This is a genomic window from Micromonospora sp. WMMD1102 (assembly GCF_029626265.1).
GTDB lineage: Bacteria > Actinomycetota > Actinomycetes > Mycobacteriales > Micromonosporaceae > Plantactinospora.
On sequence record NZ_JARUBN010000001.1, the window covers coordinates 5,593,324 to 5,615,129 of the forward strand.

The following is a 21,806-nucleotide window of genomic DNA, read 5'->3' on the forward strand; positions in this document are numbered from 1 at the left end:
CCCCGGACGTCCCCCCGGTCGTGCGCGTTTCTCCTCAGCCCTGCCGGTCACCGCCCCGGTCCGGTGCGCCGCCGGTAGCCCGCACCGGCGTCCCCCGGCCCTCCGCCGCCCCGAACCCGGTCGGGCCGGCGGTACCGAGGCCCGCCTCGGCGGCGGCGGTGCGGAGGAAGCCGATCGAGTGCGCCGCCACCGACGGTGCGGCGTGCGAGTGCCGGGGCAGTTCCACGGCGACCAGCCCGGCGTACCCGGCCTCGGCCAGGGCCCGCAGTACGGGCGGGAAGTCGATCTCGCCGGTGCCGAACTCCAGGTGCTCGTGCACGCCCCGACGCATGTCGTCGATCTGCACGTTGACCAGGTGCGGTGCCACCTGCGCCACGCAGTCCGGCACCGGCGACGGCTCCAGGCACCGGCAGTGTCCGATGTCGAGGGTGATGCCGAGGCCGGGCGGAGCACCGAGGGCGTCCCGCAACCGCCACCAGTCGGCGATCTCGGCGACCAGCATCCCCGGCTCCGGTTCGAAGCCGAGCGGCATCCCGGCCGCGTCGGCGGCCTCGACCAGCTCGGCGCAGCCGGCGACGAGCCGGTCCCAGGCGGTCGCCGGGTCGACGTCGGCCGGTCGTACCCCGGACCAGAAGGAGACCGCCTCGGCACCCAGGTCGGCCCCGATCGCGACGGCCCGGCGCAGGAACTCGACCCGCAGCGCGTTGTCGGCGTGCAGCAGCGTCGGGGCGTGCTTGTGCCAGGGATCGAGCAGGTAGCGGGCGCCGGTCTCGACCACCACCCCGAGGCCGTGCGCGGCGAGGCTGCGGCCGACCGCCGCCACCCGGGCCGCGAGGTTCGGCCCGAACGGGTCCAGGTGGTCGTGGTCCAGGGTCAGCGCCACACCCTGGTAGCCGAGGTCGGCGATCACCCGCAGCGCGTCGTCGAGTCGGTGGTTGGCGAAGCCGTTCGTGCCGTACCCGAAGCGCAACGACGGGGCGGCGGTCATGTCGGCGACACCCAGCGGGCGAGCCGGCGGGCCAGCGGGGCGGCGGCGGCCACCGCGACGCCGAGCGGCGCGGCGCCGGCCCGGGCGACAAGCGCGCCCTGCAACGCCGGCAGCCCGGTGATGCCGGCGCCGACGGCGGCCCGGACCCGGGACGCCTGCGGGTCGGCCGCGACCCGGGCCTGCGCACCGCCGTAGCGGAGGCCGTACCAGCCGACGAGGGCGGCCGGGACCAGGGCCCGCCAGCCGGGCCGGACGGACCCGGCGGCGTCGTCGGCCGGCAGCGACCCGCCAGCCGGCGGCGAGGGCCGGCGCCTCGGCCGGGCAACCGCGGCGGCGGCCACCGCGGCGGTACCGGCCAGGGTCGCCGCCGGCAGCGCCCGGGTGGCGCCGGAGACCTCCCGCCGGGACAGCTCGGTGACCGTGTACGTGTGCGCGGCCACCGTCAACGCCGCCGGCACCGCCCGGACCACCCGCCCCCGGCTGGCGCCGAGCAGCACGTCCAGCCCCCGGCAGGCGGCCATCACCGCCGGCCCGGCGGCGGTGTTCTTGGCCCGCAGGTCGTACGCCCAGACCGCGCCGGCCAGCGGCACCGCCACGGCCAGCGCCCGGCGGCCACCGGCCAGCCCGGCGAGCCCGATCCCGGCGGCGGTCAGCCCGGCGGAGAGGCCGAGGGCGAGACCCGGCGAGACCCGTCCACTGGGGATCGGCCGCTCCGGCCGCTCCCGCGCGTCGAGTTCCCGGTCGGCCCAGTCGTTGGCCGCCATCCCGGCCCAGTAGAGCAGCACCGAGGCGCCGGCCAGCCCGGGTACCCGGGCGTCGAGCGCGTCGGCAGCGGCCGCCCCGGCCACCACGTCCCCGGGCACCGAGAGCGCGGCCGGGGCCCGGACCAGCTCGGCCAGGTCACGCAGGGACGGCATCGGCGCCCCCCAAGGTCGGCCGGCGGTCCAACTCGCGGACGAAGGCGCGCAGCGTGGCCCACTGTTCGGCGAGGGCGTGCGGCACCTCGCCGAGCGGGTCCTTGAAGAAGAAGGCGAGTTCGGGAAGTGCACCGGTCCGGCCGGCGGCGTGCGCGGCGGCGGTCAGCCGGGCCAGGTCCAGCACCAGCGGTGCGGCGAGCGAGGAGTCGCAGCCGTGCCAGGTGAACTCCATCCGCATCGGGGTGCCGAGGAAGCCGGCGAAGGTGACCAGGTCCCAGGCGGTCTTGAAGTCGCCGATGTCGTCGACGTACTCGATCCGGGTGTTGCCCTGCGGGACGTAGCCCAGGGTCTCGCCGAGTACCCGCTGCTTGCTGGCGGACTTGGCCGCGTTCGCCGCCGGCTCGGCCAGGTTGGCGCCGTCCCCGCCGCCGAGCAGATTCGTCCCGGACCAGCTGCGCACCCGCAGGTGGCGCATGGCGAACATCGGGGCGAGGACCGACTTGACCAGGGTCTCCCCGGTCTTGCCGTCGTGCCCGGCGTACGGCACGCCGGCCCGCGCCGACAGCTCGGCCAGGGCGGGCAGCCGGGCACCCGTCGACGGGGTGAAGTCCACATAGGAGCAGCCGGCGGCGAAGGCGGCGTACGCGTACGCGGAGCTGGCCGGCAGCGGGCTGCCCTCGGCGAGCGCGGCGTCCAGGTCGGCGAGCCGGGCGTACGCCGGACGGGCCGCCGGGGCCGGCTCGGTCGAGGAGACGTTCACCACCACCACCCGGTCCAGCCGGTTCCGCTCGCGGAATGCGGTCAGGTCGGCGACGACCGCCTCGATCACCGCCGCCTGCGGGTCACCGGTCGGTGCCGGACGCAGCTCCGCCTCGACCCCGCCCAGTTCCTCGGTCAGCGCCGGCACCAGCCGCGCCGGCAGTACGCCCGCCTCGGCCAGTGCCTCGGCCTTCTTCACCAGTGGCGTGGTGGCCACGTCGTGCCCACCGAAGACCAGGTCGGCCAGGGCCGGCAGGGCTGCGCTGCGCAGCGCCGGCAGCTCGGTCACGCAGCCCGTCGGCTCGGCCAGCCCGGCCCGCAGGGCCAACGCCCCGATCGTGCTGGTGACGGCGACCGAACCACGCCCGCCCACCAGCCAGACACCCGTACGCATCAGTACTCCTCCCTCCGGTGCCGGCACGACCCTGGGTCCACCGGGGGCGTACGACGACGAACCAGTGCATATGCCCGACGTTGCCGCCGAGTCCGCCTATCGGGACATCTTGCCTCGGATCTGAAAAGAGCGCCCCGCCCGCCCGACCGTCGCGGTGGAACATCCCGTCGGCAGCGCCGGAGTCGGCGGCAACGACACTGCTCGGGTCCGTGACCGTGCGGGCGGACGGGGCTTGGTAGGCAGGGCCGGTCGGCGTCGCGGTCCTGCCTCCCCCGGTCCAGGCGACCGGGCGGCGGGGGTTGCCGGCTCCGGTCGCGAGTTCCCTGTGCAGTTGTGGTGCCCCGCCGGAACGACGGCGGGGTGAGGTCGTCGGCGCGGGCCAGCCCGGACGGCGGGCGTGGTCGCGGTGCGGTGCGGTCGGTGCGGTCCGGTGCGGTGCGGTGCGGTCCATGGTCGACGGTGCGGGACGGTCCATGGTCGACGGTGCGGGGGCCGCGACGGTGCGGCGCCGCCCACCGGCCGGGGGTCGTCCGGTGTGGTGGTGCCACCGGGCGGGGGCCGTCCGGTGTGCTGCTGCGGTGGTGCGGGGTGGTGCCCTACCGGCCGGGGGTGGCCGGTGCGGTCTTACCACCAGCCGGGGGTGGCCGGTGTGCTGCTGCCGCCGGCTCGGGTGGCCGGGGTGGTTCCGGCGTCCGGTGTGGCCGGGGAATCCCGGTCCGGCCGCACCGGACGGCCGTGTCACCTGCCGCACACCCCCGGTGTGGAGCGGACTCCGCCGGGCGTGTGCGTACTCCTTCCGGTTCGACCTGCTCCGGTCGCGGGGCGCAACCGCGACCGGACCCTCGCCGGCCGTTCCGGAAAGCTCTCGGGTCGGGTCCGCCGGCCCGCTCTGCCGGGCCGGCCCACCCGACGGGGTGGACGACTTCGTCTCCGGCGGTGCCGGCCGCTCGCCACGACATGCGGGCGGCCGGGTACGCCGGACGGACGCGTTACGCGGTGACCGCGGCGGGCACCGCCGCCACCTCGGTCCAGGAGGAACCCTGTTCCGAGGAGCGCTCCACGGCGTCCAGCACGAGCTGGACCTGGAGCGCGTCGGCGAAGGACGGGGTCGGGTCCGAGCCGCTGGCGATCGCCTCGAGGAAGTCCCGCAGCTCGTGCGTGAACGAGTGCTCGTACCCGATGATGTGCCCCGGCGGCCACCAGGCCGCCATGTACGGGTGGTCGCCCTCGGTCACCAGGATCCGCCGGAAGCCCTGCTCGACCCCGGGCTCGGAGGCGTCGTAGAACTCCAGCTCGTTGAGGCGCTCCAGGTCGAACGCCACCGAGCCGAGCGAGCCGTTGATCTCGACCCGCAGCCCGTTGCGCCGGCCGGTGGCGAACCGGGTCGCCTCGTAGGTGGCGATCGCGCCGCCGTCGAGCCGGGCCACGAAGACCGCCGCGTCGTCGACGGTGACCTGGCCCATGGTGGCACCGGCACCGTCGGCCGACGCCGCCAGCCCGCTGGAGGAGGCCGGCAGCGGCCGCTCCTTCACGAAGGTCTCGGTGATCGCGCTGACCCCGCTGATCCGCTGACCGGTCACGAACTGGGTCAGGTCGATGATGTGCGCCCCGATGTCGCCGAGCGCACCTGACCCGGCCTTGTCCTTCTGGAGCCGCCAGACCAGCGGGAACTGCGGGTCGGTGATCCAGTCCTGCAGGTAGACCGCGCGGACGTGCCGGATGGCGCCGAGCCGGCCGGATGCGACCAGTTCGCGCATCAGGCTGACCGCGGGCACCCGGCGGTAGTTGAACCCGCACATCGCCCGTACGCCCACCGTCTGGGCCTTGGCCGCCGCGGCGACCATGGCCCGGGCCTCCTCGACCGTGTTGGCGAGCGGCTTCTCGCACAGTACGTGCTTGCCCGCCTCCAGGGCCGCGATGGTGATCTCGGCGTGGCTGTCCCCGGGTGTGCAGACGTCGACGATGTCGATGTCGTCCCGGGCGATCAGCTCGCGCCAGTCGGTGGTGTGCCCGTCCCAGCCGAGCCGGCCGGCCGCGTCGGCGACCTTCGACTCGTCACGGCCGCAGATCAGGGCCATCCGGGCGCGTACCGGTAGGTCGAAGACGCGGTTCACGGTGCGCCACGCCTGTGAGTGCGCGGCGCCCATGAACGCGTAGCCGACCATGCCGACCCGCAGTTCTTTCTCGTTCGTGGACAAGGTGGGTCTCCCCCCGGTGTGTCAGAACCCGAGCTTGGTGTACTCGCTCGCGTTCTCTTTCGTGATCGTCTCGGAGGCCAAGGTGATCTCCTTCGGCACCTGCAGCTCGACGAGGTCGGACATGCCCTTCCCCTGACCGATGAGCCGGGCCAGCGAGATCGCGGACGAGGCCATCGACGGGCTGTAGGTGACGGTTGCCTTCAGGACGCTGTTGTCGGCCGCGATGGCCTGGATGGCGGCCAGGGAGCCGGCGCCGCCGACCATGATGAACTCGGAGCGGTTGGCCTGCTTGATCGCGGCCAGTACCCCGATGCCCTGGTCGTCGTCGTGGTTCCACACCGCGTCCATCTTGGGCAGTGCCTGGAGCAGCTGGGAGGCTTCGGCCTGGCCGGTGTCGGCGGTGAACCGGGCGGCCCGCCGGTTGGCGACCTTGAAGCCGTAGACGGCGAGCTCGGCGTTGAAGCCGGCGGTCCGCTCCTTGGTCAGCTCCAGTTCGTCCATGCCGGCGATCTCGCCGATGATCGGGTTGGCGATGCCCTTGGCCTTCATCTGCTCGCCGATGTAGCGGCCGGCCGCCACACCCATGCCGTAGTTGTCGCCCTTGATCTGGAGCCGGTACGCCAGCGCGTCCGGGAAGGCCCGGTCCAGGTTGACCACCGGGATGCCGGCCTTCATCGCCTCCAGTCCGGCGGCGTTCAGCTCCTTGCCGTCGTGCGGCAGCATGACGATCACGTTCGGCTTCTGCGAGATCAGCGTGCTCAGCGCGGCCCGCTGGGCGGCGGCGTCCGCACCGGCGGCCACCGTCTTGAACTCCACGTCGGAGAAGACCTTCGCCTGCGCCTCGGCGTTCTTGGTGATGGCGGCGAGCCAGCCGTGGTCGGCGGCCGGGGCGGAGAAGCCGATGACCACCTTCTGACCCGGCGCGCTGTTCGGGTTGGCCGCGTCGTCCGCCTCCTTGACCTGCTCGTTCCCGCCGCCACCGGTGCCGGTGTCGTTGCTGGTGCAGGCGCTGAGCAGCAGGGCGCCGGCGCCCGCCGCCGCTCCGCCGAGCAGCAGCCGGCGGCGGGACAGGTCGCGCACCGGCCGGAGCGGATCGTGCTGGGTCATGACGACCTCCTGGTTTATGTCGACTCGGGGTGGGGTGAGGGATGGGTGGGGGTGCATGCCGCTGGCCGGGGACGGCCACCGGCGGTGTCCGCCACCGGATCTGTTGCGGTGTGTCAGTTCGTCGAGGTGAGTTTGTTGCGGGAGAGGAGCTGGGTGACCGACTTGAACCGGAACTGCTGGACCAGTACGGCGGCGACGATGATGCCGCCCTTGACCATGTTCTGCGCCTCGGTGGAGAGGCCGTTGATCGCGAACAGGTTGGTGATGGTGGCAAAGATGATCACGCCGAGCAGGGAGCCGACGATGGTGCCCCGGCCACCGCTGAGCAGCGTGCCACCGATGATCGCCGCGGCGATCGCGTCGAGTTCGTAGAGGTTCGCCATCGCCGCCTGCGCGGAGTTGGCCTGCGCGGTGAGCATGATCGCGGCGATCCCGCAGCAGAGGCCGGAGAGGGCGTAGAGCAGCATGCTGTGCCGGCGTACGTTGATGCCGGCCAGCCGGGCCGCCTCCGGGTTGCCGCCGACCGCGACCGTACGCCGGCCGAAGGTGGTGCGGTTGAGCAGTACCCAGCCGGCCGCGACCACCGCGGCGAGGATGAAGACCAGCACCGGGATGCCGAGGACGTCGGTGCTCGCGATGCCGTTGATCGTGGCGTTGTTGGAGACCTGGGTCTGCTTGTCGGAGATCTCCGCGGCGAGCCCCCGGGCGGCGACCAGCATGGCCAGGGTGGCGATGAACGGCACCAGCCGGCCGTACGAGATCAGGAAGCCGTTCACCAGCCCGACGCAGACCGCCACCACGACCGCCGTGAAGATCATCCCTCCGGCGCCGTAGCTCTGGGTCGCGACGGTGGTGCTCCAGACCCCGGCCAGCGCCACGATCGCGCCGACCGAGAGGTCGATCCCACCACCGATGATCACGAAGGTCATGCCCACCGTCACCACGCCGACCACCGAGGCCAGGGTGAGGATGGAGAAGATGTTGGACCGCACCCAGGCCGGGTCGCCGTAGAGGTCGGGCCGGGTGACGATGCCGATCACGATCAGCACCACGAGTACCCCGACCAGGCCCAGGTTGCGCCGGAACGTCTCACCCGCGTCGCCGGCCCACCGGCCGTTCCCGTTCGCGGCCGCACCGGCTCCGTGTGGCGCCGGCGCTCCGGCCGGCGCCGGTGACACCGGCGCGGGCCGGTCCACGGGCGGCGCCGTTCCCGCCGGCGCGGCGGTCTCGGTACGTTCGGTCACGCTGGCGCCCCCTCCATAAGCGACCCCGCCATCACGAGGTCGAGCACGGTGTCTTCGTCGAGTTCTCCGGCCGGTGCCTCGTGCACCACCCGGCCCTCCCGCATCACCAGTACGCGGTCGGCCAGGCCGAGCACCTCCGGCACCTCGCTGGAGACCAGCAGTACGCCGACGCCCTGGGCGGCCAGCGCCCGGATCACCTGGTACAGCTCGGCCCGGGCGCCGACGTCGACGCCCCGGGTCGGCTCGTCGAGCAGCAGCAGCCGGGTGCCGCCGAGCAGCCAGCGGCCGACCACGACCTTCTGCTGGTTGCCGCCGGAGAGGGTGCGTACCGGTCGTCGCACGTCCCGGGGCCGCAGCTCCAGCCGCTGCGCGACCTCCTCCGCCTCGGCCCGCTCCCGACCCGCGTCGGTGAAGCCGAGCCGGGCCCAGCGGCTGAAGGTGGCGAGCGTGACGTTGCGGTAGATCGGCTCGCCGAGCAGCAGTGCCTGGCTCTTGCGCTCCTCCGGTGCCATCCCCATCCCGGCCCGCACGGCTGCGCCGACACTGCCCGGCCGGACCGGCCGGCCGGCCATCGTGACCGTGCCGGCGGTGGGCCGGCGGGCCCCGAAGATGGTCTCCAGCAGCTCGGACCGGCCCGAGCCGACAAGCCCGGCGATCCCGACGATCTCGCCGGCCCGCACGGTGAGCGACACGTCGGCGAACTCGCCCTCGCGGCCGAGGTCGCGCACCTGGAGCAACTCGTCGGCGGCCGGCACCTCGGCGGGGCGGTCCGGGAAGACGTACTCGATGGTCCGGCCGGTCATCCGGCTGACCAGGTCGCGGGTCGGCGTGGTCCGGGCCGGCAGGTTCGCCGCCGTGGTCCGGCCGTCCTTGAGTACGGTGACCCGGTCGCCGATCTCGCGGATCTCCTCCAGCCGGTGCGAGATGTAGATGACCGCGATGCCCTGTGCGGTCAGCTCCCGGATGATCCGGAACAGGTTGCCGACCTCGTCGTGTGCCAGCACCGCGCTCGGCTCGTCCATGATGATCAGTCGTGCCTCGTGCGAGAGTGCCCGGGCCATGCTGACGATCTGCTTGCCGGCCGACGGCAGCGAGCGGACCATCCGGCGGGGCGGGATCTCCGGGTGCCCGAGCCGGGCCAGGATCTGCCGGGTCTGCCGGGCCATGTAGCCACGGCGGACGAAGCCGAGCTGGCGCGGCTCGTGCCCGAGGAAGGCGTTCTCCGCCACCGAGAGGTCGTCGACCAGGTCGAGTTCCTGGTAGATGGTGGCGATCCCGGCCTTCATCGCGGCCTGCGGGTTGCCGAAGGAGGCCGGCTCGCCGAGCCACTCCACCTGACCGGAGTCGGGCTGGTGGGCACCGGAGAGCACCTTGATCAGCGTCGACTTGCCGGCGCCGTTCTGGCCGAGCAGGCAGTGCACCTCGCCGGCCCGCACCTCCAGCTGCACCCCGTCCAGGGCGCGTACGCCGGGGAAGGTCTTCACCACGTCGGTGAGCCTCAGCACGACCTCGCCGGGAACGGTGTCGGCGGGCGCGCTCACCAGCGGCGGCGGGTCGCCGGCCGGGGCGGTCGGGTCCGCACCCTCCGCGCCGGCCGTGCCTTCCGCGGCGGGTCCGCTCCGCTCGCCGGCAGCCGTCCGCTGCGCGGGGACGGTGGCTCCGGCGGCGGCGGACTGCTCGTCGGCGGCCTGCTCGGCGGCGGCTCGCCCGTCCGGGGTGGGTCGCTCGTCGGCTGCGGTCATGACGTCCCCTCGGTCTGCTCGTCGCCGGCCCGGCCCCCCGGCCGGGCCGGTGGCCGGGGTCGAAAGACGCGCCCGGCGGCTTTCACCGGTCGGTGCCGGCCGGTCCGGCCGTCGCCCGCGCTCCGGCCGGTCACGACGTCGGCTCGGCTGCCCGGTGCGTGTCGCGGCCCCCACCCCCGGCCGTCGCCCGCGCTCCGGCCGGTCACGACGCCTCCCCGAACGCGACGTCGGTGGCGAGCACGGCCGCCCCGGCGACCCCGGCCCGGGGACCGAGTTCGGAGAGCACCACCGGCAGGTTGCCGGTGGCCAGCGGCAACGAGCGCCGGTAGACCACGCTGCGGATCTCCGCCAGCAGGATGTGGCCGAGCTGGGCCAGCCCGCCGCCGATGACGATCATCGACGGGTTGGCGAAACTGACCAGGCCGGCCAGTACGCCGCCGACCCGGCGACCGCCGTCGCGGATCAGCCGGATGCAGGTGACGTCCCCCTCGATGGCGCCCTCGGCGACGTCCAGCGCGGTGACCGTACCGGTGGCGGTGAGCCGCTCGGCCAGCGCCGGCGAGGCGCCGCTGCGGGCCGCCGTGGTCGCCTCCTTGGCCAGCGCGGCACCGCTGAACAGCGCCTCCAGGCAGCCGACGTTGCCGCACGAGCACATCGGCCCGTGCGAGTCGACCTGGATGTGCCCGATGTCGCCGGCACAGCCGTCGGTGCCCCGGTAGACCTCGCCGGAGAGGTAGATCCCGCAGCCGATGCCGGTGCCGATCTTGACGAACAGGAAGTCGTCGACCGAGTGCGCCACCCCGCCATGCCGCTCGCCGATGGCCATGATGTTGACGTCGTTGTCCACCACCGCCGGGCAGCCGTGCTCGCGGGTCAGCAGTTCCCGGACGGGGAACCGGTCCCAGCCGGGCATGATCGGCGGCGAGACCGGTACGCCGTCCCGGAAGCTCACCGGCCCGGGTACGCCGATGCCGACGGCGTGCAGCCGCTCGTACGCCCCGTCGACCTGGGCCTTGTGCAGCAGCTCGTTCACCCGTTGCAGGATCGCCTTGGGGCCGATCCGGATGTCGGTCGGCTCGGCGTACGCGGCGACGGGTTCGAGCCGGCCGTTGACCACCTCGACGTCGATCGAGCTGGCGCCCAGGTCGACGGCGGCGAACCGCAGGTCGGGGCTGAGTTCGACGAGTGTGGAGCGGCGCCCGCCCCGGGAGGCGGCGAGTCCGGCCTCCGCCACGTAGCCCAGGCCGACCAGCCGTTCCAGCTCGGCCAGCAACCGGGGCCGGGGGATCTGCAACCGGTCGGCGAGTTCGGCCCGGGACACCGCGCCCTCGTCGCGCAACAGCCTGAGCAGCCGCAGATGCAGCGCTTCGGGGGTGCGCACAGGGACTCACCTCCGTCAGGCATCCGTTCACGTCGACGCAACGTCAGCGCGTTGTGCTCGACACAGTAGGAGTCTTCGGAAGGGCGTGTCTAGAGCTTCATCCAAGATGACGCTAACTTTTGTCCTAACGGACGAAAGTTAGTTGTTGATCAAGGGAAGGGCTGCCTGACCGAGGGAGCGCTCTCGCCGATCAGTCGCGATCCCGTTTCCTGAGCTTGCGGTCGTCCCGGAGCGAGACGTACGGTTCGCGGTCCGCCGGCCCGCCCGACCGGATCGTCCGCTCCCGTTCCAGTTCCGCGCTGAGTTCGGCACCGAGCAGGATGGCGACGTTGGAGAGCCAGAGCCAGACCAGGAAGACGATCACACCGGCCAGCGAGCCGTAGGTCCGGTTGTACGAGGCGAAGTAGCTCACGTAGAGCGCGAAGCCGGCCGAGACCACCGCCCAGACCAGCACCGCGAAGACGCCGCCGGGACTGATCCAGCGGAACCGCTGGCGCACGTTGGGCGCGGCCCAGTAGAGCACGGCGAAGATCAGACTGACCAGCAGCACGAGTACCGGCCACTTGCCGATGTCCCAGGCCGTCACGCCGGCCTCGCCGACGCCCAGCCGCCGGCCCAGCTGCGCGGAGAGCCGCCCGCTGAACACCAGCAGCACCAGGCTGACCAGCACCAGCAGCCCGACCAGGGCGGTCAGGCCGACCCGCAGCAGCAGGGTCCGGGCCAGCGGACGACCCTCCGGCACGTCGTAGATCACGTTGGCCGCCCGGGTGAAGGCGCCGAGATAACCCGAGGCGGTCCAGAACGCACCGAGGATGCCGAGCACCGCCACCACACCGGCGGTCCCGGTGCTCCCCTGCACCTGGTCGATCCCGGTCAGCAGGATGTCCCGGGCCGACGCTGCCGGTACGACGTCCCGGACCACGTTGCGCACCCCGCGCACCGCCGCGTCGCCGAGCAGGCCCAGCACCGCCACCAGGACCAGCAGGACCGGAAAGAGCGAGAGCACGCCGTAGTAGGTGAGCGCCGCCGCCCAGTCGGTGAGGTTGTCCGCCTGCGCCTCCCGGAGGGTCCGGCGCAGCACCGCGGCCCAGGCGCCCCGGGGCAGCCGCCACGGCGACCCGGACGTCCGCTTGCCGGTCATCCCGCCCTCCTCGCCGGCACCCCGCCGCCGACCACTCCGGCAGTCGGCGCTGTCGCCTAACTACTCAAAGTAGTCATCCGGGATGGTCGCGTCCGGCTTATCGGTCAGGCTCGGGCCGGCACGCCCTGTCCCGTCCCGCCCCGGCGCGCCCTTTCCCCGTCCCGACCGCCGCCCGGGTTCACTTGCAGAGCAGCCGGCCCATCCGGCGGCCGGCGACGAAGAGGCCGAGCGCGGTCACTCCGAGCAGGTAGCCGACGTCGAGGAGTTCGGCCCAGCCGCCGCCCTGCACCGTGATGCCCCGGACCAGGTGCACCGCGCGGTAGAGCGGCGTCACCTCCACCAGCCAGCGCAGCACCGCCGGGTACGCCTCGGCCGGCACGAACGTCCCGGAGAAGAGGAAGAGGGCGAACTGGGCCGAGCCCATCAGGTCGAAGTCCTGCCAGCTGCGCATGAAGGTGGAGAGCGCCATGCCCAGCCCGCCGAACGCGAAGCCGACGAGCACGGCGGCCGGGAAGGCGACGAGTGCGCGTACCGGGCTGGTCAGGTCCAGCCCCACCATCACGGCCAGGAACGCCGCCGAGTAGAGGCTGCCCCGGAGCATCGCCCAGCCCAGCTCGCCGAGGGCGATCTCGAACGGCTGCACCGGGGTGGCGAGGATCCCGTCGTACAGCTTCATGTACTTCATCTTGCCGAAGAAGTTGAACGTCGTTTCGGCCAGCGCCCCGCTCATCGCCGAGGCTGCCAGCATCGCCGGCGCCACGAAGGCCGCGTACGACACCACGGTGCCGCCCGGCAGCGTCAGGTCGCCGACCAGCTCCCCCACCCCGACGCCGATGGAGAGCAGATAGAGCAGCGGCTCGAAGAAGCCCGAGATCAGCACCACCCAGTACGCGGACTTCAGTGCGGCGACGTTGCGTTCGGTCACCGAGGCCGCCCGCCGGGGCGCACCCTCGAAACTGATCAGCCGGGGCAGGACGATGCTGACCACGACAAGCCTCTCTGCTGCTCGGAACGGCCGGAAGACCGGACGGGGCGGACGGCGGCCGACGACGACTCAGACCACCAGCCGACGACGGAACGCCGCGTGCGCCAGCCACCAGCCGACGGCGGCCCAGGCGGCGAGGTAGAGCAGGTGACCGGCGACCGACCAGGCCGGCGCGACGCCGAGGGTGGCGGCCCGGCACAGGTCGACGCCGTGCCAGAGCGGCGAGGCGTACGCCAGCCAGCGCAGCACCGCCGGCAGCGACTCGACCGGGAAGAACACCCCGGCGAAGAGGGTCATCGGGATCACCGCGAACCGGAACAGCAGCGCCAGGTAGCTGTCGCTGCGGATCGAGGAACTGTACGCGAAGACCGGTGCCGCCACCGCCGCCCCGACCAGCGCCACCAGCGGCAGGGTCGCCAGCGCCCACGGCGAGTGCAGCGTGCCGAACGCCGCCGCCACCAGCAGGAAGCCGAGGCTGCTGCTGAGCACCCGGAAGAGCACGAAGCTGAGCTGGCCGCCGAGGATGTCCGCGACCCGCAGCGGGGTGGCCGCCTGCGCGAAGTAGATCCTGATCCACTCGAAGTTGCCGAGCACCGGCCAGGTGGACTCGCCGATCGCCACCTGGAGCACTGTCGAGGCGATCAGGCCCGGCACCAGGAAGTCGAGGTAGCTCACCCCGGCCACCGGCGCCTCGACGTACGCCCCGACGCCCACCCCGAAGCCGAGCATGGTGAGCAGCGGCAGCAGGAACGACGAGAAGACGCCGGCCCGCCAGGTGCGCCGGTATGCCACCAGGTGGTATTCGAGCACCGCCAGCGCGCGGAACCGGCCGACCACACCGGCCGGCGGCCGGGTCACCGGCGGGGTCTCCAGCAGGGCCATCTCAGTCCACCAACGTCCGGCCGGTCAGGTGCAGGAAGACGTCCTCCAGGCTGCTTCGCCGGACCAGCACGCTGGCCGGGGACAGCGCCCGGGCGTGCACCTCGGCCACCGCGGCATCGCCGTCGGTGACGTAGAGCAGGATCCGGTCCGGCAGCACCTCGATCCGCTCGGCGAGCCCGTCCAGCTTGCCGGCGAAGGCCTCCTGGCTCTCACCGGCGAACCGCAGCTCGACCACCTCACGGGTCGAGTAGCGCTCGATCAGCGCCCGGGGCGAACCCTCGGCGACGATCCGGCCGCCGTCCATCACCACCAGCCGGTCGCAGAGCTGCTCGGCCTCGTCCATGTAGTGGGTGGTCAGCACGAGCGTGACCCCCTGCTGCTTGAGCCGGAACAGCCGCTCCCAGACCAGGTGCCGGGCCTGCGGGTCCAGCCCGGTGGTCGGCTCGTCCAGCAGCACGATGTCCGGCTCGTTGACAAGCGCGCGGGCGATCGTCAACCGCCGCTTCATGCCGCCGGAGAGCGGCTCCACCTTGCTGCCGGCCCGCTCGGCGAGCTGCACGAAGTCGAGCAGCTCGGCGGCGCGCTCCCGGGCCACCCGGCGCGGGATGCCGAAGTAGCGGGCATAGGTGGTCAGGTTTTCCCGGACGGTCAGCTCCTGGTCGAGGTTGTCCGACTGCGGGCAGACGCCGAGCCGGGCCCGGATCTCCGGCCCGTTCCGCCGGGGGTCCATCCCCATGATCTGCAACTCGCCGTCGGTCGGCGGCGAGACACAGCCGATCATCCGCATCGTCGAGCTCTTGCCGGCACCGTTCGGACCGAGGAAGCCGAACGCCTCCCCCGACCGCACCTCGACGTCGATCCCATCGACGGCGGTGAAGTCCCCGAACCGTTTGACCAGTCCTCGCGCCTGGATGAGAATCCCGTCCCTAGCCACGGGCTCGACCATAACCGCCGGGTCCGACATGCCCCACCGAGTTTCGGCCACACAGCGGCCCAGGTCACCCGGCCACCAGCGGCGGGCGCACCCCGGGTCGGATCACCGACGGCAGCCCGGAGGTCGCGGTCCGACCGCGCCGGCTCGTCGGGCCACCGACGGCGGCCGGGAGCGATGCGACCGCGCCGGCTCAGAGGTCCGGGTCGGTCCCGGAGCGGGCCGCCGCCACCAGGCGGTCGGTCTCGGCCAGCACGGCGGGATCGTCGGCCGGGGTACCCGGGTCGTAGCGGACCGTCCAGGTCAGCCCGTCGACGCCGCGCACCTGCCGGGCCGCTATCCGCAGGCCGCCACCGGGCAACCGGTGGTGCGCCGTGTACCCCACCGACCGGGTCACCCTGGCCCGCACCTGGTGCGGCACGTCACCCGGATCGAGGAGCAGGTACGTCCGGACCGCGCCGTCCGCCACCACCCGGTAGTCGGCGCGTTCCTCGACCAGCTCGGCCGGGGTGACCGCCAGATCCCGCCCCGACCAGACCGCCTTGTGCACGTCGTGCCAGCCGAGCCGGGCCACCTCGCCGGGCAGCCAGAGCCCACGGTCGGTGACCACCACGATTTCCTCGCCGTCGGCCGCCCGGGCCCAGTCGAGCACCCGCTCGGCGGGCTCCAGCCGGGGACGCCGATCGGGCGGCAGCTTCCGGCCCCGCCGGAACAGGTTGAACCCCTGCACGGTCACAGACCCCCCATCGCCTGCTCCCGCAGGGCTCGCGCGTGCTGTTCCAGGGAGAGCAACTCGCCGAAGAGCGCGAAGTACTCGTCCTTGTTGGCGGTCGGGTTGACCCGCTGCACCTTCGACTTCAGGTCCCGGATCCGGCTGGTCACCGACCCCCACTCCAGCCGGGCCAGGGTGATCGAGACGTACCGGGGATCGGGTTCGCCGTCCAGTCGCAGCGGCTCCACGGCCAGCTCGCCGACGAGCGCCGCCGCGGCCAGGTCGCCGCAGGCGTCCCGGACCCGTTCGATCCAGACCGCGCCGCCGGTCGCCGACGCCGCGCCGCCGGCCTCCTCGACCGCGGCCCGCACCACCCGGTGTACGGGGTGCAGGTAGACCTCGGCGGCCAGCGCGTCGAACATCGGGCCGGCCAGCACCGGCACCTGGAGGGCGAGTTTGAGCGCCTCCCGTTCCACGAGCGACTGCGGGTTGTCGATCACCGGCTCGGCGACCGGTCGCTGCGGCCGGGTCGGCTCGGTGCCCCGACGGGACTGCCCGGTCCCCTGCCCTGCGGCGGCGGCGTTCAGCACCGCCCGCTGCACCGGCTCGATCTCCATGCCGAGGTCACCGGCGAGCTTGCGGACGTACTCCGGGCGCTTCTCCCGGTCCTTGAGCCGGGCCACCAACGGCGCGGCCCGGCGCATCGCCTCCACCCGGCCGTCGACGGTGTCCAGGTCGTACCGGTCGAGGATCTGGCGCAGCGCGAAGTCGACGAGCGGTTCGCGGCGGGCGACCAGGTCCCGCACCGCCAGGTCGCCCTTTGCCAGCCGCAGCTCGCACGGGTCCATGTTGTCCGGGCTGATCGCGATGAAGGTACGCCCGACGAACCGCTGGTCGTCCTCGAAGGCCCGCAGCGCCGCCTTCTGCCCGGCGGCGTCGCCGTCGAAGGTGAAGATGATCTCGCCGGCCACCGAGTCGGTGTCCATCAGCAGCCGGCGCAGCACCGAGATGTGGTCGGTGCCGAACGCCGTGCCGCAGGTCGCCACCGCCGTCGGCACCCCGGCCAGGTGGCAGGCCATCACGTCGGTGTACCCCTCGACGATCACCGCCCGCCCCTGCCGGGCGATCTCCCGCTTCGCCTGGGAGATGCCGTAGAGCACGTGCGACTTCTTGTAGATCGGCGTCTCCGGGGTGTTCAGGTATTTCGGGCCGTCGTCGTCGTCGAAGAGCTTGCGGGCGCCGAAGCCGATCACGTCGCCGGTCAGGTCCTTGATCGGCCAGAGCAGCCGGCGCCGGAACCGGTCGATGAGCGAGCCGGACCGGGCCGGTTTGGCCAGCCCGGCGGTGACCAGTTCCTGCGCCGTGAAGCCCTGCTGCCGCAGGTGTTTGGTGAGCGGGTCCCAGCCGTCCGGGGCGAAGCCGCAGCCGTACGTCTGCGCCGCCGTGCGGTCGAAGCCGCGCTGGGCCAGGAACTCCCGGGCCGGCCGGGCCCCGGCGGCGCCGAGCTGGCCGGCGTAGAACTCGGCGGCGGCGGTGTGCGCGGCAACCAGCCGCTGCTTCTGGCCCTGCTGCGGCCGGACCGGCGCCGGGCCGGCCTCGATGTAGCGCAGCTGGAGGTTGGCCCGGTCGGCGAGCCGTTCGACCGACTCGACGAAGGTCAGGTGCTCGGCGTCCATCAGGAACTTGATCGCGTCCCCGCCTGCCCCACAACCGTGGCAGAAATAGACATTTCGGGCAGGAGCGACGGTGAACGACGGGGTCTTCTCGTCGTGGAACGGGCAGAGGCCCTTGAGGTTGCCGCCGCCGGCCGACCGCAGCGTGACGGTCTCGGAGATGATGTCGGCAATCGAGGTGCGCTCGCGTACCAGCGCGATGTCCTCGTCGCGGATCCGCCCGGCCACCGGCCTCACCCCCTCGGCCCTACATCCTGCCCTGCCGGACCGACGCGCACGGCGAAGGGGTGGCGGTGCGCCGGGAGGGGCTCAGCCGACCGTCGCGGACTCCTCGGCCTCGACCTGCCGGTTCCAGTCGGCCTTGGCCGAGCGCCAGCTCTCGTCGTCGTCGCCGCGCCGCCAGTAGCCGGAGACGGAGAGCCGTTCCTTCGGCACCCGCAGCTCGGCGCGGAGCATCCGGCGCAGCTCGCGGACGAAGTACGCCTCGCCGTGCACGAAGGCGTGCATCCCGCCCGGCGGGAAGGTGGCCGCGCGTACCGCCTCGACCAGGGCCTCGCCGACGACCCGGCCGGCCCGGTGCACCCAGACGATCTCGGCGTCCGCCTTGGTCTCCAGGTGCTGCTCCTCGGCCGGGCCGGCGACCTCGACGAAGACCCGGGCGGGTACGCCGTGCGGCAGCCGCTCCAGCGCCGCGCCGATCGCCGGCAGGGCGCTCTCGTCGCCGACCAGCAGGTGCCAGTCGGCCAGCGGGTCCGGCGCGTACGCCCCGCCGGGGCCCCGGAACATCACCCGGTCGCCGGGGCGGGCGCCGGCCGCCCACGGGCCGGCCAGCCCCTCGTCTCCGTGGTAGACGAAGTCCAGGGTCAGCTCCCGGGCGGCCGCGTCCCAGGCCCGCACCGTGTACGTGCGCAGCCGGGGCCAGTGCTCGCGGGGCAGCTCGCGCCTGACCAGGTCGAGGTCGAGCGGGAAGGGATAGTCGACGCCGGCCGGCGGGAAGATCAACTTTACGTAGTGGTCGGCGTAGGTGTCCGCCGCGAACCCGGCCAGCCCGTCCCCGCCGAGCACCACCCGGATCATGTGCGGCGTGAGCCACGACCTGCGCAGTACGGTGGCATACCGGACTCCGGTACCGTTCGAACTTTCCGCCATTAGATTAGGCTAGCCTAAGTTGTCGGATCCCGCAGGCCGGGGTCGGTCGATCCGCCCGCCCGGGACGTAGGCTTGCGGCACGGATCACCCCCTGACCGGCCGGTCGCCGACCCTCGGCCCGCCCGTGGGGGACGGCCATGTCTGGGGAGAGGTTATGGGCCAGGGCGTACACGTGCAGGAGCTGCCGGGCATCGGCAAGCGCTACGACATCGACCTCGGGCACGGCGGCACCCGCGTCTCGGTGGTGGTACGCCGGGACGGCACCCGCGACCTCTACGTCTTCACCTCCCGCTCGGACGAGCCCACCGCCGTGGTCGAACTCTCCGAGGAGCAGTCCCGCAAGGTCGGCGCCGTACTCGGCGGCACCTTCTTCGCCTGACGCCACCCCCGGCTCCCCGCCGGACGCGACGCCACCCGATTGGAGACCCCATGCACGCCGACCTGATCGGGTTCGGCGCCATCGTCCTGGTCGCCGGCCTGCTGGCCCGGGCCGGCCGCCGGATCGGCCTGCCCAGCGTGCCGTTCTTCATGCTGACCGGGATCCTGCTCGGCCCGGCCACCCCCGGCCCGGTACTCGTCGCCCATCCCGAGGACCTGGCCCTGCTCGCCGCCATCGGCCTGGTACTGCTGCTGTTCAACCTCGGCGTCGAGTTCCCGGTACGCCAGGTCTTCGGCAGCGGGAGGCGGCTCTTCATCGCCGCCGGCTGCGCGATCGGGCTGAACGTCGGGGCCGGCCTGGTCTTCGGCTTCACCCTCGGCTGGGGCACCTCCGAGGCGTTCGTGATCGGCGGGGCGCTCGGCATCTCCTCCTCGGCGATCGCCACCAAGCTGCTCATCGAGCTGCGCCGGCTGGCCAACGCCGAGACCCCGATCATCCTCGGCATCATCGTGATCGAGGACCTCTTCCTCGCCCTCTACCTGGCGCTGCTCTCGCCGATCCTGGCCGGCGCCTCCACCCCGGCCGACATCGCGCTGCACATCGGGATGAGCTTCGGCTACCTGCTGCTGCTGGTCGCGGTGGCGAAGTGGGGCGCCCGGGCGATCGGTGCGCTGATCGGCAGCCACGAGGACGAACTACTGGCCATCGGGATGGTCGGGCTGGTGGTGCTGGTCGCCGGGCTCTCGGCCGAGGTGGGCGTCTCGGACGCGATCGGGGCGCTGATGATCGGCCTCGTCGTCGCCCGGACTGCCCTGCGGGAACGGGTCGAGCGACTGGTCCTGCCGCTGCGGGACGTCTTCGCCGCCGTCTTCTTCGTCGGCTTCGGGTTGAGCATCGACGTCGGGGCGTTCGGCTCGGTGGCCGTACCGGTGGCGATCGCGGTCGGGGTCACCATCCTGATGAACGTCAGCTCCGGCCTGATCACCGGCGGGCTCTTCGGGTTCAACCAGCGCGGTGCGGCAAACGTCGGGCTGACCATGCTGGGCCGGGGCGAGTTCTCGCTGATCCTGGCCACCCTGGCGCTGGGCGCCGGGCTGGACGGCCGGATCGGCCCGTTCGTCGCGCTCTACGTACTGGTCCTGGCGGTGCTCAGCCCGATGTTCGCCGCGCAGTCCCGCTACCTGGCCCGGATCATCCCGGACCAGCTGCTCCGGTCCCGCTTCCGGTACGTCCGCGAGGAGACCATGAGCACCGCCTGCACGCACCTCGACCGGATCCAGATCACCGAGACCGACGCAGATGTCTGCCAGGAGTGCGCGGAGGCCGGTGAGGAGTGGGTGCACCTGCGGATGTGCCTGACCTGCGGCACGGTCGGCTGCTGCGACGACTCGCCGGGCCGGCACGCGACCGCGCACTTCTCCGAGACCGGGCACCCGCTGATCCGCTCGCTCGAGCCGCGCGAGGACTGGCAGTACTGCTACGTCGACGGCGCGCTGGTGCGCGAGCCGATCGGCCCGAGGGAGCCGGTGGAGTCCTGACTCCATCGCCCGAGGAAGCCGGTGGAGTCCTGGCAACCCCGGCCGGGTGACGGTTGCCGCGTCAGCACCGTCAGGGGTTGGCCTGGGCCGGCAGCAGGTGGCTCACCTGCGGTATCCCCTCGGCGTACTCCAGTGCCCGCAGCTCGGCGGCCTGGTCCGCCTTGGTCAGCCGGCCGCCGTGCTGGCGCAGGTGCTCGTCCCAGGAGGGCAGCTCGTAGACCTCCACGAACAGGTCCGCCGACTCGCCCTCCCGGAACAGCCCCCAGCGTGACGCGCCGGTACGCTGCCGCGCCGCCCGGACCTCCTCCATCGCCGCGACGAACCCCTCCCGCCGCTCCCGGCGGACCGTGTAGGTCAGCACCACGATCACCGGCCCGACGCTCGGGTCCGGCTCGTGCACCAGGTCGAGGTCGGGCCAGTGCGTCGCCGGGTCCCGCTCCACGGCCCGCAGGTCCGGCAGCGGCCACATCCGCACGGTCAGCGCGCCGAGGATCATCAGCAGTGCGGCGACGAGGAACGCCAGGACCAGGCCGGCCGCGTCGGCACCGACACCCCAGACGAGCGCGCCGACCGCCTGCCCGCCCGCGAACACCACCTGGTAGACGGCGAGGCCGCGGGCGCGTACCCAGCCGGGGAGGAAGAGCTGCATCTCGGCGTTCAGGTTGGCCAGTACCGTCACCCAGGCCAGACCGGCCGGGACCAGGGCGACCAGCACCACCGCCTCGACCGGGACCAGCGCCACCACAAGCATGGCCACCCCGTAGGTCAGCCCGGCGGCCAGCAGGAAGAGGTTCGGCGGGAACCGGGACCGGACCCAGGGCAGCACCAGGCCGCCGACCACCGCCCCGGCACCGAGCGCGGCGAGCAGGACGCCGTACCCGCCCGCGCCGAGGCCGAGCCGCCGGTTGGCGATCAGCGGCAGCAGCGCCCAGAGCGCGCTACCGGGGACGAGAAAGAGCAGCGCCCGGAAGAGCAGCCGCTGCACGATCGGCGAGTGCCGGACGTACCGGCCGCCGGCCCGGAGCGCCGCGGTGAACCGTTCCGGCACCTCGACCGAGCGGGAGTTGCCGGGCTGCCAGCGGAGCAGGGTCAGCGCGAAGAAGAGGAAGGCCACGGTGTTCAGGGCGAAGACCAGTGGTACCCCGGTCCAGGCGATCAGCAGGCCGGCCACCGCCGGGCCGACCGACCGGGCCACGTTCACGCTTATCGAGCCGAGCCCGGAGGCGGACCGCAACAGGTCCCGCGGCACCAGGTCGGGGATGATCGCGGCCCAGGCCGGCAGGGTGAGCGCCTGCCCGACCCCGAAGGCGAAGGTGAGGGTGAGCAGCAGGGCCGGTGGCATCCGCCCGGTCGCGGTGAGCAGGGTGAGCGCCACCCCCACCCCGACGATGAAGAACTGCACGGCGATCAGCAGCCGCCGCCGGTCGAGCGTGTCGGCCAGGGCGCCGGCCGGGAGGGCGAGCAGCAGGATCGGCAGGGTACTCGCGGTCTGCACCAGGGAGACCAGGGTGGAGGCGTTCCGCTCGTCGATCAGCAGCCACTGCGCGCCGACGGTCTGCATCCAGGTGCCGATGTTGGCGACAAGCATCGCCACCCACAGGTTGCGGTAGGTCGCCACCCGCAGGGGCGCCCACGCCGAGGGTGGCGGCTCGGCGGACGCCGGCCCGGCGCTGACCATCGCCGGCT

18 protein-coding genes are annotated in these 21,806 nt (G+C 73.1%); 2 read left to right on the forward strand and 16 right to left on the reverse strand.

Annotation, left to right across the window (positions count from 1 at the left end; genetic code table 11):
• Positions 1–34: 34 nt before the first annotated feature.
• The 15 genes from O7626_RS25025 to O7626_RS25095 all read right to left on the reverse strand — a co-directional run bounded on the left by O7626_RS25025 (position 35) and on the right by O7626_RS25095 (position 18,203).
• Positions 35–988, reverse strand: a complete 954-nt coding sequence (locus tag O7626_RS25025) for a sugar phosphate isomerase/epimerase family protein (RefSeq protein WP_278063545.1) — start codon at positions 986–988, stop codon at positions 35–37.
• A complete protein-coding gene (locus O7626_RS25030) occupies positions 985–1,905 on the reverse strand; it encodes an SCO3242 family prenyltransferase (protein WP_278063546.1) in 921 nt (306 codons plus the stop codon). Before O7626_RS25030 ends, O7626_RS25025 begins: the two co-directional genes overlap by 4 nt.
• The gene (locus O7626_RS25035; protein ID WP_278063547.1) at positions 1,889–3,058 is read right to left on the reverse strand and encodes an inositol-3-phosphate synthase; all 1,170 of its coding nucleotides are present in this window, start codon (positions 3,056–3,058) and stop codon (positions 1,889–1,891) included. The genes O7626_RS25030 and O7626_RS25035 overlap by 17 nt, the downstream gene beginning before the upstream one ends.
• A 989-nt stretch (positions 3,059–4,047) precedes the next feature.
• Entirely contained in the window at positions 4,048–5,256 is a 1,209-nt protein-coding gene (locus tag O7626_RS25040; protein WP_278063548.1) for a Gfo/Idh/MocA family oxidoreductase, read from the reverse strand.
• A gap of 21 nt (positions 5,257–5,277) precedes the next feature.
• The gene (locus tag O7626_RS25045; RefSeq protein WP_278063549.1) at positions 5,278–6,363 is read right to left on the reverse strand and encodes a substrate-binding domain-containing protein; all 1,086 of its coding nucleotides are present in this window, start codon (positions 6,361–6,363) and stop codon (positions 5,278–5,280) included.
• Between the two features lie 113 nt (positions 6,364–6,476).
• Complete coding sequence (locus O7626_RS25050; protein ID WP_278063550.1) at positions 6,477–7,607, reverse strand: ABC transporter permease; 1,131 nt, start codon at positions 7,605–7,607, stop codon at positions 6,477–6,479.
• Entirely contained in the window at positions 7,604–9,349 is a 1,746-nt protein-coding gene (locus tag O7626_RS25055; RefSeq protein WP_278063551.1) for a sugar ABC transporter ATP-binding protein, read from the reverse strand. The genes O7626_RS25050 and O7626_RS25055 overlap by 4 nt, the downstream gene beginning before the upstream one ends.
• A gap of 202 nt (positions 9,350–9,551) precedes the next feature.
• Positions 9,552–10,730 (reverse strand): ROK family transcriptional regulator, encoded by a 1,179-nt coding sequence (locus O7626_RS25060; RefSeq protein WP_278063552.1) that lies wholly within the window; start codon positions 10,728–10,730, stop codon positions 9,552–9,554.
• 190 nt (positions 10,731–10,920) lie between these two features.
• On the reverse strand, positions 10,921–11,871 hold the full coding sequence (locus O7626_RS25065; RefSeq protein ID WP_278063553.1) for a YihY/virulence factor BrkB family protein: 951 nt from the start codon (positions 11,869–11,871) through the stop codon (positions 10,921–10,923).
• Positions 11,872–12,049: 178 nt separating this feature from the next.
• Complete coding sequence (locus tag O7626_RS25070; protein WP_278063554.1) at positions 12,050–12,859, reverse strand: ABC transporter permease; 810 nt, start codon at positions 12,857–12,859, stop codon at positions 12,050–12,052.
• Positions 12,860–12,925: 66 nt separating this feature from the next.
• The gene (locus O7626_RS25075) at positions 12,926–13,738 is read right to left on the reverse strand and encodes an ABC transporter permease (RefSeq protein ID WP_278063555.1); all 813 of its coding nucleotides are present in this window, start codon (positions 13,736–13,738) and stop codon (positions 12,926–12,928) included.
• 1 nt (position 13,739) lies between these two features.
• Positions 13,740–14,672 (reverse strand): ABC transporter ATP-binding protein, encoded by a 933-nt coding sequence (locus tag O7626_RS25080; RefSeq protein WP_278063556.1) that lies wholly within the window; start codon positions 14,670–14,672, stop codon positions 13,740–13,742.
• 190 nt (positions 14,673–14,862) lie between these two features.
• Positions 14,863–15,384 carry a hypothetical protein gene (locus tag O7626_RS25085; RefSeq protein WP_278066304.1) on the reverse strand — a complete coding sequence of 174 codons (522 nt, stop codon included), beginning with the start codon at positions 15,382–15,384 and terminating at the stop codon, positions 14,863–14,865.
• A gap of 17 nt (positions 15,385–15,401) precedes the next feature.
• Positions 15,402–17,282, reverse strand: coding sequence for a DNA primase (dnaG, locus tag O7626_RS25090; RefSeq protein ID WP_278063557.1), 1,881 nt, complete (start codon positions 17,280–17,282; stop codon positions 15,402–15,404).
• Between the two features lie 81 nt (positions 17,283–17,363).
• Positions 17,364–18,203 carry a siderophore-interacting protein gene (locus tag O7626_RS25095; RefSeq protein ID WP_278063558.1) on the reverse strand — a complete coding sequence of 280 codons (840 nt, stop codon included), beginning with the start codon at positions 18,201–18,203 and terminating at the stop codon, positions 17,364–17,366.
• 154 nt (positions 18,204–18,357) lie between these two features.
• On the opposite strand from O7626_RS25095, the gene O7626_RS25100 reads away from it, so the two are divergent.
• A complete protein-coding gene (locus tag O7626_RS25100; RefSeq protein ID WP_107263243.1) occupies positions 18,358–18,582 on the forward strand; it encodes a potassium transporter TrkA in 225 nt (74 codons plus the stop codon).
• A gap of 50 nt (positions 18,583–18,632) precedes the next feature.
• Positions 18,633–20,120, forward strand: a complete 1,488-nt coding sequence (locus O7626_RS25105) for a cation:proton antiporter (protein ID WP_347404811.1) — start codon at positions 18,633–18,635, stop codon at positions 20,118–20,120.
• 70 nt (positions 20,121–20,190) lie between these two features.
• Here the strand turns inward: O7626_RS25105 and O7626_RS25115 are convergent, their stop codons facing one another.
• Positions 20,191–21,798, reverse strand: a complete 1,608-nt coding sequence (locus tag O7626_RS25115; RefSeq protein ID WP_278063559.1) for an MFS transporter — start codon at positions 21,796–21,798, stop codon at positions 20,191–20,193.
• Between the last annotated feature and the right edge of the window lie 8 nt (positions 21,799–21,806).

Coding starts and splice junctions, on each gene's coding strand:
- O7626_RS25025 (WP_278063545.1), bottom strand. CDS start 988: ATGACCGCCGCCCCGTCGTTGCGCTTCGGGTACGGCACGAACGGCTTC.
- O7626_RS25030 (WP_278063546.1), bottom strand. CDS start 1,905: ATGCCGTCCCTGCGTGACCTGGCCGAGCTGGTCCGGGCCCCGGCCGCG.
- O7626_RS25035 (WP_278063547.1), bottom strand. CDS start 3,058: ATGCGTACGGGTGTCTGGCTGGTGGGCGGGCGTGGTTCGGTCGCCGTC.
- O7626_RS25045 (WP_278063549.1), bottom strand. CDS start 6,363: ATGACCCAGCACGATCCGCTCCGGCCGGTGCGCGACCTGTCCCGCCGC.
- O7626_RS25055 (WP_278063551.1), bottom strand. CDS start 9,349: ATGACCGCAGCCGACGAGCGACCCACCCCGGACGGGCGAGCCGCCGCC.
- O7626_RS25065 (WP_278063553.1), bottom strand. CDS start 11,871: ATGACCGGCAAGCGGACGTCCGGGTCGCCGTGGCGGCTGCCCCGGGGC.
- O7626_RS25075 (WP_278063555.1), bottom strand. CDS start 13,738: ATGGCCCTGCTGGAGACCCCGCCGGTGACCCGGCCGCCGGCCGGTGTG.
- O7626_RS25095 (WP_278063558.1), bottom strand. CDS start 18,203: ATGGCGGAAAGTTCGAACGGTACCGGAGTCCGGTATGCCACCGTACTG.
- O7626_RS25100 (WP_107263243.1), top strand. CDS start 18,358: ATGGGCCAGGGCGTACACGTGCAGGAGCTGCCGGGCATCGGCAAGCGC.
- O7626_RS25105 (WP_347404811.1), top strand. CDS start 18,633: ATGCACGCCGACCTGATCGGGTTCGGCGCCATCGTCCTGGTCGCCGGC.
- O7626_RS25115 (WP_278063559.1), bottom strand. CDS start 21,798: ATGGTCAGCGCCGGGCCGGCGTCCGCCGAGCCGCCACCCTCGGCGTGG.